The sequence below is a fragment of the Streptomyces sp. NPDC058812 genome (assembly GCF_042744565.1).
In the GTDB taxonomy this organism is placed as follows: domain Bacteria; phylum Actinomycetota; class Actinomycetes; order Streptomycetales; family Streptomycetaceae; genus Streptomyces; species Streptomyces thinghirensis.
Window position 1 is genome coordinate 39,333 of record NZ_JBHYOB010000031.1, and the last position, 18,557, is coordinate 57,889.

Consider the following 18,557-nt stretch of genomic DNA (forward strand, 5'->3'; position numbering starts at 1 on the left):
TCGTACGGTGGAACCCATGCGGCCCGTTTCCCAGATCGAACGCACGGTGGCGCCCTTCGAGGTCGTCAGCCCCTACCAGCCGAACGGCGACCAGCCGGCGGCCATCGCCGAGCTCGCCCGGCGTGTCGAAGCAGGCGAGAAGGACGTCGTCCTGCTCGGCGCGACCGGCACCGGCAAGTCCGCCACCACCGCGTGGATGATCGAGAAGCTCCAGCGCCCCACCCTCGTGATGGCGCCGAACAAGACACTGGCCGCCCAGCTCGCGAACGAGTTCCGCGAGCTGCTGCCGAACAACGCCGTCGAGTACTTCGTCTCGTACTACGACTACTACCAGCCCGAGGCGTACGTCCCGCAGTCGGACACCTACATCGAGAAGGACTCCTCGATCAACGAGGAGGTGGAGCGCCTGCGCCACTCGGCGACCAACTCACTGCTCACCCGCCGCGACGTCGTCGTGGTCGCCTCCGTCTCCTGCATCTACGGCCTCGGCACCCCGCAGGAGTACGTGGACCGCATGGTCCCGCTCCGGGTGGGCGAAGAGCACGACCGGGACGAGCTGCTGCGCCGTTTCGTGGACATCCAGTACACGCGCAACGACATGGCCTTCGCCCGCGGCACCTTCCGGGTGCGCGGCGACACCATCGAGATCTTCCCGGTCTACGAGGAGCTCGCGGTCCGCATCGAGATGTTCGGTGACGAGATCGAGGCCCTGTCCACGCTCCACCCGGTCACCGGCGAGATCATCAGCGACGACCAGCAGCTGTACGTCTTCCCCGCCTCCCACTACGTCGCGGGCCCCGAGCGTCTGGAGCGGGCCGTCAACGACATCGAGAAGGAGCTGGGAGAGCGGCTGTCCGAGCTGGAGAAGCAGGGCAAGCTGCTGGAGGCCCAGCGACTGCGGATGCGCACGACGTACGACCTCGAGATGCTCCGCCAGATCGGCTCCTGCTCCGGCGTCGAGAACTACTCGATGCACTTCGACGGCCGCCTGCCCGGCTCCCCTCCGAACACCCTGCTGGACTACTTCCCGGACGACTTCCTGCTCGTCATCGACGAGTCGCACGTCACCGTTCCGCAGATCGGCGCCATGTACGAGGGCGACGCCTCCCGCAAGCGGACCCTGGTCGACCACGGCTTCCGGCTGCCCTCCGCCCTCGACAACCGTCCACTGAAGTGGGAGGAGTTCCAGGGACGCATCGGACAGACCGTGTACCTGTCGGCGACCCCGGGCACCTATGAGCTCTCCCGCTCGGACGGCGCCGTCGAGCAGATCATCCGCCCCACCGGCCTCGTCGACCCGGAGGTCGTCGTCAAGCCCACCGAGGGCCAGATCGACGATCTGGTGCACGAGATCCGCAAGCGGACCGAGAAGGACGAGCGCGTCCTGGTCACCACGCTCACCAAGAAGATGGCCGAGGACCTCACCGACTACTTCCTGGAACTCGGCATCCAGGTCCGCTACCTGCACAGCGACGTCGACACGCTGCGCCGGGTCGAACTGCTGCGTGAGCTGCGTGTTGGAGAGTACGACGTCCTGGTCGGCATCAACCTGCTGAGGGAGGGCCTCGACCTGCCGGAGGTCTCCCTGGTGGCGATCCTCGACGCCGACAAGGAGGGCTTCCTGCGCTCCGGCACCTCCCTGATCCAGACCATCGGCCGCGCGGCGCGCAACGTCTCCGGCCAGGTCCACATGTACGCCGACAAGATCACGCCGGCGATGGAGAAGGCGATCGACGAGACCAACCGCCGCCGCGAGAAGCAGGTCGCGTTCAACAAGGCGAACGGCATCGACCCCCAGCCGCTCCGCAAGAAGATCAACGACATCGTCGCGCAGATCGCCCGTGAGGACATCGACACCGAGCAGCTGCTCGGCTCGGGCTACCGCCAGTCGAAGGACGGCAAGGCCGCCAAGGCCCTCGTGCCCGCCCTCGGCGGCCAGGCAACGGCCGGTGCGAAGGCGGCCAAGGGCAAGGGCAAGGGCAAGGAAACCGTGCCGACCGACCGCCCCGCGGCGGAGCTCGCCGAACAGATCGAGGACCTCACCACCCGTATGCGGGCGGCCGCCGCGGACCTGCAGTTCGAGATCGCGGCCCGGCTGCGGGACGAGGTCTCCGAGATGAAGAAGGAGCTGCGTCAGATGAAGGAGGCCGGTCTGGCCTGACGGCCCGCCCGGGCACGCGCTGTGTTGCAAGACCGACACAAAGTGCGGACCTGGGTGGGGCGCTGTCAGTGTCCCTGCGTAGGGTTCTGGTCAACCGCGAGTCCGTGGCAACAGGGGACAGTTCGAGAGGGGATCAGCGCGTGACCGTCAACATGACCAAGGGTCAGGCCATCAGTCTGCAGAAGAGCGACGGCGGCAGCCTGACGTCGGTGCGCATGGGTCTCGGCTGGCAGGCGGCTCCCCGGCGCGGCCTGTTCGGCTCGCGCACCCGGGAGATCGACCTGGACGCCTCCGCCGTCCTGTTCGCGGACAAGCAGCCGGTCGACGTCGTCTTCTTCCGTCACCTGGTGAGCGACGACGGCTCGGTGCGCCACACCGGGGACAACCTCGTCGGCGGTGTCGGCCAGGGCGGCGACGACGAGGCGATCCTCGTCGACCTGCAGCGCGTCCCGGTCCACATCGACCAGATCGTCTTCACCGTGAACTCCTTCACGGGCCAGACCTTCCAGGAAGTGCAGAACGCGTTCTGCCGCCTGGTCGACGAGACCAACGGCCAGGAACTCGCCCGCTACACGCTGGCCGGTGGCGGCGCCTACACGGCCCAGATCATGGCGAAGGTGCACCGTGCGGGCCAGGGCTGGGCGATGACCGCCATCGGTTCCCCGGCCAACGGCCGCACCTTCCAGGACCTGATGCCGGCGATCCTGCCGGTCCTGTAGCAGGCCGTCAGGTTCCCGGCCGGCCCCGTGAGCAGGACGGGCGGTCGCCGCACGACACATCACGAGTGACGCACGAGTGACACAGGGGGAAGGCGATGACGGCCGAGCTGACGCGGGGACAGAACCACCCGCTTCCCCGGGCCCGTCTCGAGATCCGGGTCTCGGCCGGCACACCGATCCTGGCCGGAGCAACGCTCGGCGACGAGAACGGCAGGGTCCACGGCGTCGAATGGGTGGCCCACCCGGGCACGCCCGCCCTGCCTGGTCTGGAGGTCTCCCGGCAGGCAGCCGCCGATCACCGCCTCGCCGTGGACCTGGACGCCGTGCCGGACGCGGTGCACCGCGTCAGTGTGCTGCTCGCCCTGCCTGCCGGCGGGACGGGCCCGGGCCGCTTCGGGGCCGTCGCCGCCCCCTTCGTCGCCGTCACGGGCCTCGACGGTGACGAGGTCGCCAGCTACACCATCACCGGCCTTGAGGCCGAGTCGGCCGTCGTCGCGCTGGAGCTCTACAGGCGGCAGGGTGCCTGGAAGGTGCGCGCCGTCGGCCAGGGCTACACGGGCGGTCTCGCCGAACTCCTCACCGACCAGAACCTGCCCCAGGCCCACGAACTCGCCCGAAGCATCCAGGAGGCGGTGGCCGGCGGCCTGGCCCGTTCGGTGCCGGCGCCCCCGGCACGGACGGCCGACGGCAACCGCTCCCGGCAGGCCGCCACCCCGGCGCACGGTCCGGACCACGGCGCCGCCGCATCCCAGGGCACCTCCGGCACCGTGCCCCCGGTGTCGCCGTACGACGCCCAGGGTGGGTCCGACCCGCAGACGCCCGGCGACCCGGCACAGCACGGCACACAGCAGCCGTACCCGGCCGGACCGGGGGGCTCCGCCACCGCCGGCCAGTCGTCCGCGCCCACCGGCGGCGGCCCGATCGACTACAGCCACCCGCGCCGGCGGAACGCCGCTCCGCCTCCGCCCCCACCGACCGCACCCCCGGCCGCGCCCGGGCAGCCCGCGCGGCCCGTCGCGGGCGACGCCACCGGCTGGTCCATGGAGGAGCGGCTCTACAACCAGGTGTGGGGCATGTTCGAGGACCTGGCCCGCACCACGGCCGCGTACCGCAGCGCCGTCGACTTCGCCGACTCGCGCATGGAGAAGGAACTCGACCAGGTTCTGTCCGACCCGCGCAGCCGGATCGGCGGTCAGGGCGACGCCGCCCGGGAAGCGGCGCGCACCCGGCACACCCAGCTCGTGTCCCAGGCCAGGGAGGCCCTGGACCGGGACGTCGCTCAGCTCGCCGCCGAGGCGGATGTGGTCGAGCCCGCCCTGCCGGCGGCGTACGCGCGCTGGGACAACCCCGTCTGGCACGCCTACCGCGTCCCCATGGAGATCCCCATGGCCCTGCGGCTGGGCGACCTCCATCTCTCCGAGGCGGACCGCATACGCATCCCGCTGCTGGTCCGGCTGCCGCTGGAGCGCGGCCTGTGGATCGACAGCGGGCGTTCCGCCTCGCTCGACGGTTCGTTCGCCGACTCCCACGAGATGCGGCGCCTGGGTCTGGAGACGGCGGTCGCGCACGCGGCGAGGCTGCTCGCCGTCTATCCGGCGGGCGAGTTCACCGTGCACGTCATCGACCCGGCCGGATCAGGAGCGCCGGCACTGGCCCCGCTGGTGCAGACCGGAGTGCTCGCGGCCCCGCCCGCCCTGGGCGCCGCCGGGACGGCTGACGTGCTCGCCCGCCTCACCCAGCGCGTCGACCTGGTGCAGATGGCGTTGCGCGGAGGCGCTCCCGACGCGCTTCCGCCCGGCCTCGACACGTCCCAGCAGCTCCTGATCGTCAACGACTTCCCGCACGGCTTCGACGACCGGGCGGTGAACCAGCTCCGCTATCTCGCCGACGAGGGGCCGGCCGTGGGCGTCCACCTGATGATGGTCGCCGACCGTGAGGAGTCCGCCGGGTACGGGCCGCTGCTCGACCCGCTGTGGCGCTCGCTTCTCCGGCTGACGCCGGTGGCCGACGACCACCTCGCCGACCCGTGGGTCGGGCATGCCTGGACGTACGAGCCCGCGCTCGTGCCGCCCGGCAGTCAGGTGCTCCAACAGGTGCTCACCCAGGTCGCCGCAGCCCGCCGTTCGTGGGACCGGTGACGGCCTCCGAGCTGGCCTTTTGAGCTTAATTTGCAAATCTCTTTACCTTCTCTTGGGGAATGGGGTACTGTCGTCCGTACGGAGGGGAGTACTCCCTGTCTGTGCGGCGTACCCGTCAATACGGATCAGGCCAGATCCCGGGGCGTCGGCCCGTGGGTTCCGAACGCGTCATGCGTCCCGGACCCGGGTGGAAGAGACCTCCGGCAGCGACGACGCTGACATTTGCCGTGTGACGTACTGCCGGAGGCGTAGTAGTGGAAGTTTCTGTGACCCTGTGGGTCCTGACCGTCGCGGGCCTTGCCGCTCTGATCGGGGCCGATTTCTTCATCGGCCGCAAGCCGCACGACGTATCGATCAAGGAAGCCGGGATCTGGACGGCCGTCTGGATCGCCCTGGCGGGCCTCTTCGGAATCGGCCTGTTCGTCTTCGGCGGCGGCCAGCCCGCCGGCGAGTTCTTCGCGGGCTTCATCACCGAGAAGTCCCTGAGCGTGGACAACCTCTTCGTCTTCATCCTGATCATGGCGAAGTTCGCGGTGCCCTCGCAGTACCAGCAGCGAGTGCTCCTCATCGGTGTCCTCATAGCCCTGGTTCTCAGGGCGGTCTTCATCGCGGCGGGTGCCGCGATCATCGCCAACTTCTCCTGGGTCTTCTACATCTTCGGAGCCTTCCTCATCTACACCGCCTGGAAGCTCATCCAGGAGGCCCGGGCCGACGGGGACGACGAGGAGTTCGAAGAGAACAAGCTGCTCAAGGCGGCCGAGCGCCGCTTCGGCGTGGCCGACCGTTACCACGGCACCAAGCTGTGGATCGAGGAGAACGGCAAGCGCGTCATGACCCCGATGCTGGTCGTGATGCTCGCGATCGGCACCACCGACGTGCTCTTCGCACTCGACTCCATCCCGGCGATCTTCGGCCTGACCCAGGACCCGTACATCGTGTTCACGGCCAACGCGTTCGCCTTGATGGGTCTGCGACAGCTGTACTTCCTCCTCGGCGGTCTGCTGCGGAAGCTGGTGCACCTCTCGTACGGCCTGTCGGTGATCCTTGGCTTCATCGGCGTCAAGCTGGTGCTGCACGCCCTGCACGAGACCGGGGTCCATGTCCCCGAGATCAGCATCCCGGTCTCGCTCGGCGTGATCTGCTCCGTCCTGATCGTCACTACGATCACCAGCCTTCGGGCCTCCAAGAAGCAGGCCGAGGCGGAAGCGTCGGCCACCAAGGACGACGACGCTCCGAAGGACAGCGTCGACGCCTGACCACGTACGACCCCCAGTTGGGCGTGGGGGACCAGCACCGGGAGCGGCGAGCGGCGAAGAGCCGCCCGCCGCTCCCCGCGTGCACATGCGGGGCCCGTCGCCCTCTGCGACGATCTCCGCATGGTCACTCGTCCCAGGGCGCTCATCACGCATTGGACGACTGCCACACCCGTGGTCGCGGTCGTGCTGCTGGCCTTCACTTGGGGGCGCGATGTGCCCGGCGCGGTCGTCGCGCTGCTGACGCTCGTCCTCGCGATGGCCGTACTGGCCGCCGTCCACCACGCCGAGGTGGTCGCCCACCGGGTCGGGGAGCCGTTCGGCTCCCTGGTCCTCGCCGTCGCCGTCACGGTCATCGAGGTCGCACTCATCGTGACCCTCATGGCGGACGGCGGCGACGAGAGCGCGACGCTGGCCAGGGACACCGTCTTCGCAGCCGTGATGATCACCTGTAACGGCGTGGTCGGCCTGAGCCTCCTGGTCGCCTCCCTGCGGCACGGCACCGCGGTGTTCAACCCGGAGGGCACCGGCGCGGCCCTCGCGACGGTCGCGACCCTGGCCACGCTCAGCCTGGTGCTGCCGACCTTTACCACCAGCGCGCCCGGTCCGGAGTTCTCCACCGTCCAGCTGACGTTCGCCGCACTCTCCTCGCTGGTCCTCTACGGCCTGTTCATCGCGACCCTCACGGTGCGGCACCGCGACTACTTCCTTCCGATCACCCGCCAGGGCGACGTGATCACCGCCGAGGACCACGCCCATGCCCCGTCAGCCCGCACCGCAATGATCAGCCTGGGGCTGCTGGCCCTGGCACTGATCGGCGTGGTCGGCCTCGCGAAAGGGGTGTCGCCCACCATCGAGGACGGAGTGGAGGCCGCCGGGCTGCCCCACGCCGTAGTCGGCGTCATCATCGCCCTGCTGGTGCTGCTCCCCGAGACCATCGCCGCCCTGCGCACCGCGCGCCGCGACCGCGTGCAGACCAGCCTGAACCTCGCACTCGGCTCGGCGATGGCCAGCATCGGCCTGACCATCCCGGCGGTCGCCCTGGCCTCCGTGTGGCTCTCCGGACCGCTCGTCCTCGGCCTCGGCTCCACCCACATGGTGCTGCTCGCCCTGACCGTGGTGGTCGCCTCGCTGACGGTCGTGCCGGGCCGTGCCACGCCCCTGCAGGGAGGCGTCCACCTGGTGCTGTTCGCGGCGTATCTGGAACTCGCCGTCAACCCGTAGGCGCAGACGCAGACGGGGCGAGCGTCAGTACGTGACGGTGATGCGCCGGGCGGGTCCGTCGACCCGTACGGTGCCCCCGTACGGGATGACGACCTGCGGGTCGGTGTGGCCGAAATCCACGTCGAAGACGATCGTGGCCTCGGGCGCGTAGGTCCGCATCGCCCGGAGGACCGCCTCGCGCTGTTCCGCCGCGTACCGGGCGGCCTCGTCGGGGCTGTTGGGACGTTCGAACGACCACGTCTTCGGGCGGGCCATCAGCAGTGCGGAGAAGCGGCGGAGCAGCCCGCGCTCGCCCATGTTGCGCAGGGTGCGGAAGACCTCCGTGGCGCTCGGCATGTCCTCGGACGTCTCCAGCATCAGCACGCCGCCGTCGTACTCCGCCGGGTCACGGGCGATCTCGCGGTCGGCCATCAGCAGCCAGGCGAGGATCTCAAGGCAGCCACCCCAAGTCTGGCCCTCGGCCACCCGGTCGGCGTTCACCCAGGACCAGCCCGAGCCGGGCCGGGATCCGGGCTCCGCGTCGAAGGTCGCCGGGTCGGCCCAGTCGCGGTCGACGTCGTTCCACCGCCCGGCCGGCCGCAGCTCGTACGGGCCCGAGGTGAACAGGGCCGCGCGCAGGGAGTCGGCGGTCTGCGGGTGCATGCCGCCCGGACGTCCCAGCTCGACCATCACGCTCGCGCCGTGGTAGCCGACGATGCCGGTGTTGCGCAGGTAGGCGAGCAGGTTCGTGTTGTCGCTGGTGCCGAAGAACGGCTTCGGGTTGGCCCGGATCAGCTCCCGGTCCAGCAGCGGCAGCACGGTGATCTGGTCGTCGCCTCCGATCGACGCGATCACGGCCTTGATCCCGGGGTCGGCGAAGGCCGCGTTGATGTCGGCGGCCCGCTCACTGGGCGTCGAGCCCATCTTCCGGCTGGCCGGGTACTCCACCGGCTCCAGCCCGTACTCCTCGCGCAGCCGATCCAAACCCAACTCGTAGGGGAGCGGGAAGAGTCCAGGCAGACCGGAGGAGGGGGATATCACCGCGACACGGTCGCCGGGCAAGGGCTTGGGCGGATACGCGATCGGCGTCATGCACGGAGGGTACGGCCGGCCGGATCGTCGGCGCACCGTGATAAACCGGGGTCCGAGCAGCGGTCGCGCAAGGGCCGCCGCACCCCGAACGGACCGGAGGAACCGTGCCCCGCACCCTGGCCAACGCCCCGATCATGATCCTCAACGGCCCCAACCTGAACCTGCTGGGCCAGCGTCAGCCGGAGATCTACGGCTCCGACACCCTCGCCGACGTCGAGGCCCTGTGCGTGAAGGCGGCGACGGCACACGGCGGCACGGTGGACTTCCGGCAGTCCAACCACGAGGGCGAACTCGTCGACTGGATCCACGAGGCCCGGCTGAACCACTGCGGGATCGTGATCAACCCCGCCGCCTACTCGCACACCTCCGTCGCGATCCTGGACGCGCTCAACACCTGCGACGGGCTCCCGGTGGTGGAGGTCCACATCTCCAACATCCACCAGCGCGAGTCGTTCCGGCACCACTCCTACGTCTCGCAGCGCGCCGACGGTGTGATCGCGGGGTGCGGTGTGCAGGGCTACGTCTTCGGTGTGGAGCGGATCGCGGCGCTGGCCGGGGCGGGACAGGCCCGGACCTGAGACGCCCGGGCCGCGCCGGCCGAGGGCGGGAATCGGGGAACCGGCGGCCCGTGAACGCGTCGCACGAGGCGCACGCGGCAGTCACCAGCCGCGTGCGCGCCACTCCGGCAGACGCGGCCGTTCCGCGCCGAGCGTGGTGTCCTTGCCGTGCCCGGGGTAGACCCACGTCTCGTCCGGGAGCACGTCGAAGACCTTGGTCTCGACATCGTGGATCAGGCTGGCGAACGCCTTCGGATCGTCATGTGTGTTGCCCACACCACCAGGGAAGAGGCAGTCCCCGGTGAACACATGGGGATGCCCGTGCGGGTCGTCGTACACCAGGACGACGGAGCCCGGAGTGTGCCCGACCAGGTGGCGCGCGGTGAGTTCCACCTGCCCCACCCGGATCGTGTCGCCGTCGTCGACCAGGACGTCGGTCGGCACCGGGATGCCCTCGGCGTCGTGCCGGCCCGCGTAGGTGCGGGCGCCGGTGGCCGCGACGACGTCGGCGAGCGCCTGCCAGTGGTCGCCGTGCCGGTGGGTGGTGACGACGGACGCGATGCCGCCGTCACCGATCGTGCCGAGCAGTGAGTGCGCGTCGTTCGCGGCGTCGATCAGCAGCTGCTCGTCGGTGGCCCGGCAGCGCAGCAGATAGGCGTTGTTGTCCATCGGGCCGACCGCGACCTTGGTGATCATCAGGTCCTTGAGCTCGTGCACGTCGGCGGGGCCGCCGACCCGCACCTCTCCGCTGTACGTCATGACCGCCAGCCTAGAGGGTGTCGTTCGGACCTTGCCGGGGTCGCGGGCCGTGGCACGCACATCCGCGGCGTTGTCGTCGGATGACAGGGCTCCGCCCCAACCGCCCTCCTCCGCCTCGCAGCCGCACGCACCAGACCCCGCTCGGGTCGGTTGCAGGGCACGGTTGCCCGGAGCCGGCCTGATCCCAACGACACCCCATGGCGCCGGGAGGCGGTCCGCGGACCGCCGTCCCCGGGCTACAGCGGCGGCAGCGACGGCAGCGGGCCGCCCTCCGCCGTCAGTGCGGTCCCCTCGCGGCGCCCGGCGAGCCAGCCGAGCAGATCGGCCGGGGGACCGGCGACGGTCACCTCCGGGGCGCTCGCCTCCCGGCCCGTGCTCCACGCGCGCGTGCCGTCCGTGAGGCGGGTGGGCGGCACGTCCGGGTGCCCGGCGAACCGGGCGGCCAGGAATTCGGTCTCCCGCTCCGTGAACTCCGCCGGAAGATCCTCCAGCTCGTACCCGATGCCCAGGTCCACGTGGTGCAGTTCCACCTCGACCCAGCGCCGGAACGGCACCCGGGACGCCGAGTCGGTGACCCCGTTGCGCAGCTCCACCGTGCGCGACCAGTCCCCGGGCGTGGCCCAGGCGTCCTGCAACCGGGCCGCGCTCTCGCGCACGTCGGCGAGCTGGACGTCCAGTGGGCGCGGGGCGTCCCGCTCGATGTCGGCGTCCCGGGCCTCGCCGGAGACGTACATGGGGCGTCCTTCGAAGACGTTCACCAGGGCGTCCGCGTTGCGGGCGAGGTGGGCGAGGACGTGGCCGCGGGTCCAGCCCGGTAGCCGTGACGACTCCGTCACGGACGCGTTGTCCAGTTTCCCGACCGCGGTGAGCAGCCGCTCGGTAGCGTCACGTACAGACGCCAGGTCATGCGCGTGATCAATCATGGTGCTGACCCTAGACCGCGCCACACCTTCGGGTGAAGACGATGGGCGACACCCGCAAATCGAATGCACGTGCTATATGGTCGGATGCGGCGTCGGGCATGCTGGAGAGTCGGGGTTTGTTGACAACCGGTGAATCCGACCGGCGTTGTCAGTGGCTCCCCCTAGTCTGAGAAAGACGGGGGCCTCGCCCCTGTCACTTCTCTCAAGAAAGGTGCGGACCGGCGTGGCCGACCGTCTCATCGTCCGTGGCGCGCGCGAGCACAACCTGAAGAACGTCTCGCTCGACCTGCCTCGTGACTCGCTCATCGTCTTCACGGGCCTGTCCGGGTCGGGCAAGTCCTCCCTGGCCTTCGACACCATCTTCGCCGAGGGCCAGCGGCGCTACGTGGAGTCGCTCTCCTCCTACGCCCGGCAGTTCCTCGGCCAGATGGACAAGCCGGACGTCGACTTCATCGAGGGCCTCTCCCCAGCGGTCTCCATCGACCAGAAGTCGACCTCGCGCAACCCTCGCTCCACGGTCGGCACCATCACCGAGGTCTACGACTACCTGCGGCTGCTCTTCGCCCGCATCGGCAAGCCGCACTGCCCCCAGTGCGCCCGGCCGATCACGCGCCAGTCGCCGCAGGCCATCGTCGACAAGGTCCTGGAGCTGCCGGAGGGCAGCCGCTTCCAGGTGCTGTCGCCCCTGGTGCGCGAGCGCAAGGGCGAGTTCGTCGACCTCTTCGCCGACCTCCAGACCAAGGGCTACTCCCGCGCGCGGGTGGACGGCGAGACCATCCAGCTGTCCAACCCGCCCACGCTGAAGAAGCAGGAGAAGCACACCATCGAGGTGGTCGTCGACCGCCTCACGGTGAAGGACACCGCGAAGCGCCGCCTCACCGACTCCGTGGAGACCGCCCTCGGCCTCTCCGGTGGCATGGTCGTGCTCGACTTCGTCGACCTCCCCGAGGACGACCCCGAGCGCGAGCGCATGTACTCGGAGCACCTGTACTGCCCGTACGACGACCTGTCCTTCGAAGAGCTGGAGCCCCGTTCCTTCTCCTTCAACTCGCCCTTCGGCGCCTGCCCCGACTGCTCCGGCATCGGCACCCGCATGGAGGTCGACCCGGAACTGATCGTCCCGGACGAGGACAAGTCCCTCGACGAGGGCGCCATCCACCCCTGGTCGCACGGACACACCAAGGACTACTTCGGCCGCCTCATCGGTGCCCTCGCGGACGCCCTGGGTTTCCGGACGGACATCCCCTTCGCCGGCCTGCCGCTGCGCGCCCGCAAGGCCCTGCTGTACGGCCACAAGACCCAGGTCGAGGTCCGCTACCGCAACCGGTACGGACGCGAGCGCCGGTACACCACGGCCTTCGAGGGCGCGATCCCCTTCGTCAAGCGCCGGCACAGCGAGGCCGAGAGCGACGCCAGCCGCGAGCGCTTCGAGGGCTACATGCGCGAGGTGCCCTGCCCCACCTGTGAGGGCACCCGCCTGAAGCCGCTCGTCCTCGCGGTCACCGTCATGGGCAAGTCGATCGCCGAGGTCTCGGCGATGTCCATCAGCGACTGCGCGGACTTCCTGGGCGAGCTGAGGCTCAGCGCCCGCGACAAGAAGATCGCCGAGCGCGTGCTGAAGGAGGTCAACGAGCGGCTGCGGTTCCTGGTCGACGTCGGCCTGGACTACCTCTCGCTGAACCGCGCGGCCGGCACCCTCTCCGGCGGCGAGGCCCAGCGCATCCGCCTGGCCACCCAGATCGGCTCCGGACTCGTCGGCGTGCTGTACGTCCTCGACGAGCCGTCCATCGGCCTGCACCAGCGCGACAACCACCGGCTGATCGAGACCCTCGTCCGGCTCCGCGACATGGGCAACACGCTCATCGTCGTCGAGCACGACGAGGACACCATCAAGGTCGCCGACTGGATCGTCGACATCGGCCCCGGCGCCGGCGAGCACGGCGGCAAGGTCGTGCACAGCGGCTCCCTCAAGGAGCTGCTCGACAACGCCGAGTCGCAGACCGGCCTGTACCTGTCCGGCAAGAAGGCCATCCCGCTGCCCGACATCCGGCGCCCGCGCGATCCCTCCCGGCAGCTCACCGTGCACGGCGCCCGCGAGAACAACCTCCAGGACATCGACGTGTCCTTCCCGCTGGGCGTGTTCACGGCAGTCACCGGAGTCTCCGGCTCCGGCAAGTCGACCCTGGTCAACGACATCCTGTACACGCACCTGGCGCGCGAGCTGAACGGCGCACGGAGCGTTCCCGGCCGGCACACGCGCGTGGACGGCGACGACCTCGTCGACAAGGTCGTCCACGTCGACCAGTCGCCCATCGGCCGCACCCCGCGGTCGAACCCGGCGACGTACACCGGCGTCTTCGACCACGTCCGCAAGCTCTTCGCCGAGACGACCGAGGCGAAGGTCCGCGGTTACATGCCGGGCCGGTTCTCCTTCAACGTCAAGGGCGGCCGCTGCGAGAACTGCGCGGGCGACGGCACGATCAAGATCGAGATGAACTTCCTCCCGGACGTCTACGTCCCGTGCGAGGTCTGCCACGGCGCCCGGTACAACCGGGAGACCCTGGAGGTCCACTACAAGGGCAAGTCCATCGCCGACGTCCTGAACATGCCAATCGAGGAGGCGACCGACTTCTTCGAGGCGGTCCCCGCCATCTCCCGGCACATGAAGACGCTGAAGGACGTCGGCCTCGGCTACGTCCGGCTCGGCCAGTCCGCGACCACCCTGTCCGGCGGCGAGGCCCAGCGCGTCAAGCTCGCCAGCGAGCTGCAGCGCCGCTCCACCGGGCGCACGGTCTACGTCCTGGACGAGCCGACCACCGGTCTGCACTTCGAGGACATCAGCAAGCTGCTGACGGTCCTGTCCGGCCTGGTCGACAAGGGCAACACGGTCATCGTCATCGAGCACAACCTCGACGTGATCAAGACCGCCGACTGGGTCGTCGACATGGGCCCCGAGGGCGGCGCCGGTGGTGGCCTGGTGGTCGCCGAGGGCACGCCCGAGCAGGTGGCCGGCGTTCCCGCCAGCCACACCGGGAAGTTCCTGCGGGACGTCCTCGGCGCCGACCGGATCAGCGACGCCGCCCCGGTGAAGGCCCCGCGCAAGGCGGCCGCGAAGACGGTCGCGACCAGGGCCTCCGCGAAGAAGGCCGCCACCAAGACGGTCACCGGCACGGCCGCGAAGAAGGCCGCCACCAAGACGGCCACGAAGGCCACCACGAAGGCCGCCAAGCCCGCCGCGAAGAAGACGACGCGGACGAGCAAGGCCTGAGCCGAAACCGCGCCGGGCCCCACGGGATCGTCCGTGGGGCCCGGCGCGGCGTTCGCGCAGCCGACGCGCTCAGGCACCCGCCGGCTCCACGAACTGCATGTCGAGCTGGATCTTCACCACCTCCCCGAGCAGCCCCGGAGCGAAGTCCAGGCCGAACTCGCTGCGCCGGATCTCACCCGTCGCCTCGAACCCGGCGTGCCGGCCGTCGCCGCCGTCGGTCATGGCTCCCAGCCCGCCGAACTCCACGGCGAGCGTCACCGGGCGGGTCACGTCACCGATCGTCAGCTCGCCCTCCATGGTCCAGTCCTCGCCCTCGCCCGACACCCGGGTCGAGCGGTAGCTCATCGTCGGCCGCTTCGCCACGTCGAGCAGGTCGGAGGCGCGTACGTGCGCGTCCCGGTCGGCGTTGCCGGTGTCGATGGAGGCCAGATCGATCGTCGCGGACACCCGAACGTCCTCGACCCGCTCCCCGACGAACAGCTCGGCTCGCACACCGCCGAAGCGCCCCCGCACCTTGGCGATGCCGAGATGGCGGATGGTGAAGTTCACGGCGGAGTGGAACGGGTCCATCGCCCACTGGCCGGGGGCGATCGGCAGGGGAGTGGCGGTGCCGGTGCTGGAGATGTCATTCGTCATGCCCTCAACCCTGGGGCGACCGTGCCCCCGCAGGGAGACCGGCCCGAGCGTGGTAGTCGCAGGGCCATCCTTCCGCCCGCGCACATTGGTACGTTCCAGGGGTGAGCGACAACGAGTTGGGCACGTTCCTGCGGACCTGGCGCGAATCCGTCACCCCCATCGAGGTGGGTCTCCCCGCCGGCCCCCGCCGCCGCACCCCCGGCCTGCGCCGCGCCGAACTGGCCACGCTCGCCGGGGTCAGCGTCGAGTACCTCACCCGGCTGGAACAGGGCCGCGACCGCAACCCGTCCGTCCAGGTGCTCGGCGCCCTCGCCGACGCGCTGAACCTGTCGCTGCGCGACCGCGTGCTGCTGCGCCGCCTGACCAAGGAGGCCGACGGCGGTGACCCGCTGCTCTGCGCCGCGGCCCCGCCCCTCAGCCGCGGCGCGCGCCCCACCGTGCGGGCCGTACTGGACCGCCTGGAGCCCGCCCCCGCCGTGGTGCTCAACTGGATCGGCGACGTCCTCGCCCACACCGACGGCTACGCGCGGCTGACCGGGCCGCTCGGGCTGCTCGACGACGAGCGGCCCAACCTGCTCCGGCACCTGTTCACCGACGAGCGGGCCCGCGCCGCCTACCCCGACTGGGACCGCGTGGCCGACGACCTGGTCGCCCAGCTCCGGCACGAGGCCCCACTGCGGGACCCGTACGTGGCCGAGCTGGCCGACGAGCTGACGGTGACGGCGGGGGCGGTGTTCGCCGACCGGTTCGCGGACCTCGCTGCGGCCCCGCGACGCGTCGGGACCCAGCACGTCGAGCACCCGGAGGCCGGACCCCTGCGGCTGTCGTACGAGACGCTGGCGCTTCCCGAGGAGGGCCAGCGGATCGTCGTACACCTGCCCGCGGACGACGCCACGGCCGCGGCCCTGGACCGCCTCGACGGCCGCCGCCCCGGCGCCCTGCGGGCCGTACGGCCGACGGGCTGAGCCACCCGGCCGGCGCCGTCGCCGACGCGGCTCAGACGGCCACCTCGTGGGCGTACGGCGGCTCCGCGCCCGCCCGCGAACAGGTGATCGCCGCCGCGCGGGCGGCGAACCCCAGCAGCTCCGCCCAGCCCTCCGTCCCCAGACCGGCCACGGCCTCGTCGTCGAGGGCGTCCCGTACCGCGAGGCCGTGCAGCAGCGCCGCGTTCACCGTGTCGCCCGCGCCGATCGTGTCCACCACGTCGACCCGCTCGCCCGGCACGGCGTACTCGCCCCCGTCACGCGTGTACGCCGTCAGTCCCGCACCGCCCCGGGTGACCACGACCGCCGCCGGGCCCGCAGCCAGCCACTCCCGGGGCGTGCCGCCCAGCCACTCGGCGTCCTCGGCGGACAGTTTCAGCAGTGACACCGACGGCAGCCAGCTCCTGAACCGGGCCCGGTAGGCGTCCGGGTCCGGGATCAGCCCGGCCCGGATGTTCGGGTCCAGCGCCGTGAACACACCCCGCGCGGCCGTCTCGCGCAGCAGCTCCTCGTACGCGCTCGCCCCCGGCTCCAGCACCAGTGAGCAGGTCCCGAAGGAGACCGCCCGGGTGCCGGGCGGCAGCGCGGCGGGCACCGAGAACAGCCGGTCCGCCGTCCCGTCCACATAGAAGGAGTACGCGGCCGAGCCGTCCGCCCCCACCGAGGCCACGGCGAGTGTCGTCGGCTCGGCCCCGCGCTGCACCGGCGAGACGTCCACGCCGGTTCCGCGCAGCCGGTCCAGCAGCGCCTCGCCGAAGGCGTCGTGCGACACCCGGGAGCAGAAGGCGGCGGGCGAGCCGAGACGGCCCAGCGCGACGGCCGTGTTGTACGGTCCGCCGCCCAGCGCCGGCCGCAGCGCGGCGAGGGCACCCGTGCCCTGCGGAACCAGGTCGATCAGTGCCTCACCGGCGACGACGATCACGGGAGACTCCTTTCGTGAGCCTTTGCGGAGGCTTGCTGGGGCTGCTCGGGGCAGCCGCACGAGGTGCGGTGGACGAAGGCGCAGGGCAGCCGCAGGGTCCGCACCGGCCGGTCCGGCACGGCGAGGCGTTCCAGCAGCAGCCGTACGGCCTGGGCGCCGAGCTCCCTGCTGGGCTGCGCGACGGCGGTCAGCCGGGGGGAGAAGAGGTCGGCCCAGGCGAAGTCGTCGAGGCAGCACAGCGCGAGGTCACCGGGCACGGACAGACCGCGCTCCCGCAGGGCGCGCAGCGCGCCGATGGTCATCGCGTTGTTGGCGGTGACCAGCGCGGTGGGCGGCACCGCCAGGGACAGCAGGGCCGCCGTGGCCCGTTCACCGCCGGCCGCCTCGGAGTCGCCGTGGACCAGGAGCCGTTCGTCGTACGGCAGTCCGGCGGCGGCGAGGCCGTGCCGGTAGCCGGTGATCCGCTCGCGCGTCGTGCTGAGTCCCGGCCGGCCCGCGACCAGCCCGATCCTGCGGTGGCCGAGCCCCGAGAGATGGGTGACCAGCCGGGCAGTCGGCTCGGCGCTCTCGGCGCACACCTGGTCGAAGCGCGGGGTCCCGTCGCCCTTCGGCACGTCCAGGACCCGGTCGAGGAACACGGCCGGCACGCGGTGGCGGCCGAGGTAGGCGACGAGGTCGCGAGGCTCGGCGGAGGGCGCGACGATCATGCCGTCCACGCGTCGCTCGTGCAGTAGCTGGACGACCTTGCGCTCGTGTCCCGGATCGTCGTGGGGGTCCGCGATGAGCAGGCTGTAACCGTGCTCCAGGGCGGCGGCCTCGACGCCCTGGAGGATCTCCGTGAAGTACGGGTTGCTGATCGCCGACACCGCGAGCCCGATGGAGCGGGTGCGGGAGGTCACCAGGGAGCGGGCGAGGGTGTTCGGCGTGTAGCCGAGCTCCTCGATGGCGTCCAGCACCGCCTGGCGGGTGCGCGGCAGCACGGGACGGGTGTCGTTGAGCACGTGCGAGACGGTCGCCACGGAGACGCCGGCGCTGCGTGCGACATCGGCCATGGTCGCCATCGGCGTGCCCCCTTTCCCGTACTGCCGCGCGTCCGACTCGGGACCGCGGACCGCCCCGCGTGTACTGGCCGGGACCGTACCCCATCCGTGAAGGTGGCGTAAACGCTTGCGCAAGCGTTTACGCCACCTTCACGGATACCACCGCGTCGGTGCGACCCACCCTCAGCCGCGGCCACGACCGCCGGATATCGTCGCCCTGCACATCCCCGACCAGTGGAGATCCCATGCCCGGCCGTCCCGTCCCGAGCCGCCGCACCGTCCTGCGCTCGGCGGCCCTCACGCCTGTCGCCGGACTCGGCCTGGCCGCCTGCTCGCCGGGTGACGACGGCGCCGCGCCGGCCAGGCCGTCCGCGCCCGTCGACCTCGGTACGGACGGCGAGGTCGCCAAGGGCGCGACCAAGCTCTACCGGGACGCGAACGTGGTGGTCAGCCGGGCCGGGGACGGTTCCCTGAAGGCGTTCAGCACGGTCTGCACGCACGCGGGCTGCCCCATCAAGAAGCTCCGGGGAACGAAACTCGTCTGCCCCTGCCACGGCAGCGAATTCGACGCCCGGACCGGCGAGGTGCTGCACGCCCCGGCGACCGTGCCGCTCATCGAACTGCCGGTCGAGGTGAAGCAGGGCCGGATCGTCGCGAGCCCCGGGACCTGACCGGAACGGGCCGGCCCCGCCGCTCACCCCCGGCCTCGCCCGCTCACCCCCGGCCTCGCCCGCTCACTCCCGACCTGGCCCGCTCACTCCCGACCTGGCCCGCTCACTCCCGACCTGGCCCGCTCACCCCCGGCCTCGCCCGCTCACCCCCGGCCTCGCCCGCTCACCCCCGGCCTCGCCCGCTCACCCCCGGCCTCGCCCGCTCACCCCCGGCCTCGCCCGCTCACCCCCG

General features: G+C 71.2%; 15 protein-coding genes. 9 read left to right on the top strand and 6 right to left on the bottom strand.

All coding sequences use genetic code 11. The annotated features are described in order from the left end of the window. Nucleotides 1-16: 16 nt before the first annotated feature. The 5 genes from uvrB (at nt 17) to ACFW48_RS36710 (ending at nt 7,495) form a co-directional block, all read left to right on the top strand. The gene (gene uvrB, locus ACFW48_RS36690) at nt 17-2,161 is read left to right on the top strand and encodes an excinuclease ABC subunit UvrB (protein ID WP_386322707.1); all 2,145 of its coding nucleotides are present in this window, start codon (nt 17-19) and stop codon (nt 2,159-2,161) included. Between the two features lie 140 nt (nt 2,162-2,301). Further along, a complete protein-coding gene (locus ACFW48_RS36695; RefSeq protein WP_121746441.1) occupies nt 2,302-2,880 on the top strand; it encodes a TerD family protein in 579 nt (192 codons plus the stop codon). Nucleotides 2,881-2,975: 95 nt separating this feature from the next. After that, the gene (locus ACFW48_RS36700; protein WP_386322709.1) at nt 2,976-5,018 is read left to right on the top strand and encodes a TerD family protein; all 2,043 of its coding nucleotides are present in this window, start codon (nt 2,976-2,978) and stop codon (nt 5,016-5,018) included. Nucleotides 5,019-5,272: 254 nt separating this feature from the next. Beyond that, nucleotides 5,273-6,274 (top strand): TerC family protein, encoded by a 1,002-nt coding sequence (locus ACFW48_RS36705; protein WP_386322711.1) that lies wholly within the window; start codon nt 5,273-5,275, stop codon nt 6,272-6,274. A 120-nt stretch (nt 6,275-6,394) separates the two neighbouring features. Next, nucleotides 6,395-7,495, top strand: coding sequence for a calcium:proton antiporter (locus ACFW48_RS36710; protein WP_386322713.1), 1,101 nt, complete (start codon nt 6,395-6,397; stop codon nt 7,493-7,495). A 24-nt stretch (nt 7,496-7,519) separates the two neighbouring features. Here the strand turns inward: ACFW48_RS36710 and ACFW48_RS36715 are convergent, their stop codons facing one another. Next, nucleotides 7,520-8,566, bottom strand: coding sequence for a S66 peptidase family protein (locus tag ACFW48_RS36715; protein ID WP_386322715.1), 1,047 nt, complete (start codon nt 8,564-8,566; stop codon nt 7,520-7,522). A gap of 104 nt (nt 8,567-8,670) precedes the next feature. On the opposite strand from ACFW48_RS36715, the gene aroQ reads away from it, so the two are divergent. Then, complete coding sequence (aroQ, locus tag ACFW48_RS36720; RefSeq protein ID WP_310873916.1) at nt 8,671-9,144, top strand: type II 3-dehydroquinate dehydratase; 474 nt, start codon at nt 8,671-8,673, stop codon at nt 9,142-9,144. Between the two features lie 81 nt (nt 9,145-9,225). Here the strand turns inward: aroQ and ACFW48_RS36725 are convergent, their stop codons facing one another. Both ACFW48_RS36725 and ACFW48_RS36730 read right to left on the bottom strand, forming a co-directional pair. Further along, on the bottom strand, nt 9,226-9,882 hold the full coding sequence (locus ACFW48_RS36725) for an MBL fold metallo-hydrolase (protein WP_386322717.1): 657 nt from the start codon (nt 9,880-9,882) through the stop codon (nt 9,226-9,228). 236 nt (nt 9,883-10,118) lie between these two features. Continuing rightward, complete coding sequence (locus ACFW48_RS36730) at nt 10,119-10,805, bottom strand: maleylpyruvate isomerase family mycothiol-dependent enzyme (RefSeq protein ID WP_386322719.1); 687 nt, start codon at nt 10,803-10,805, stop codon at nt 10,119-10,121. Between the two features lie 223 nt (nt 10,806-11,028). On the opposite strand from ACFW48_RS36730, the gene uvrA reads away from it, so the two are divergent. Then, entirely contained in the window at nt 11,029-14,073 is a 3,045-nt protein-coding gene (uvrA, locus tag ACFW48_RS36735) for an excinuclease ABC subunit UvrA (protein ID WP_386322721.1), read from the top strand. Between the two features lie 69 nt (nt 14,074-14,142). On the opposite strand, the gene ACFW48_RS36740 is transcribed toward uvrA, so the two are convergent. Beyond that, nucleotides 14,143-14,709, bottom strand: a complete 567-nt coding sequence (locus ACFW48_RS36740; RefSeq protein WP_386322723.1) for a YceI family protein — start codon at nt 14,707-14,709, stop codon at nt 14,143-14,145. A gap of 101 nt (nt 14,710-14,810) precedes the next feature. Between ACFW48_RS36740 and ACFW48_RS36745 the strand changes: the two genes are divergently transcribed. Then, nucleotides 14,811-15,674 (top strand): helix-turn-helix domain-containing protein, encoded by an 864-nt coding sequence (locus tag ACFW48_RS36745; protein ID WP_386322725.1) that lies wholly within the window; start codon nt 14,811-14,813, stop codon nt 15,672-15,674. A gap of 31 nt (nt 15,675-15,705) precedes the next feature. On the opposite strand, the gene ACFW48_RS36750 is transcribed toward ACFW48_RS36745, so the two are convergent. Further along, nucleotides 15,706-16,614 carry a carbohydrate kinase gene (locus ACFW48_RS36750; RefSeq protein WP_386322727.1) on the bottom strand — a complete coding sequence of 303 codons (909 nt, stop codon included), beginning with the start codon at nt 16,612-16,614 and terminating at the stop codon, nt 15,706-15,708. Further along, nucleotides 16,611-17,675: a LacI family DNA-binding transcriptional regulator gene (locus tag ACFW48_RS36755; RefSeq protein WP_386322729.1), complete on the bottom strand. Its 1,065-nt coding sequence runs from the start codon at nt 17,673-17,675 to the stop codon at nt 16,611-16,613. The genes ACFW48_RS36750 and ACFW48_RS36755 overlap by 4 nt, the downstream gene beginning before the upstream one ends. A 224-nt stretch (nt 17,676-17,899) precedes the next feature. Between ACFW48_RS36755 and ACFW48_RS36760 the strand changes: the two genes are divergently transcribed. After that, nucleotides 17,900-18,325, top strand: coding sequence for a Rieske 2Fe-2S domain-containing protein (locus ACFW48_RS36760; protein WP_386322731.1), 426 nt, complete (start codon nt 17,900-17,902; stop codon nt 18,323-18,325). Nucleotides 18,326-18,557 lie beyond the last annotated feature (232 nt).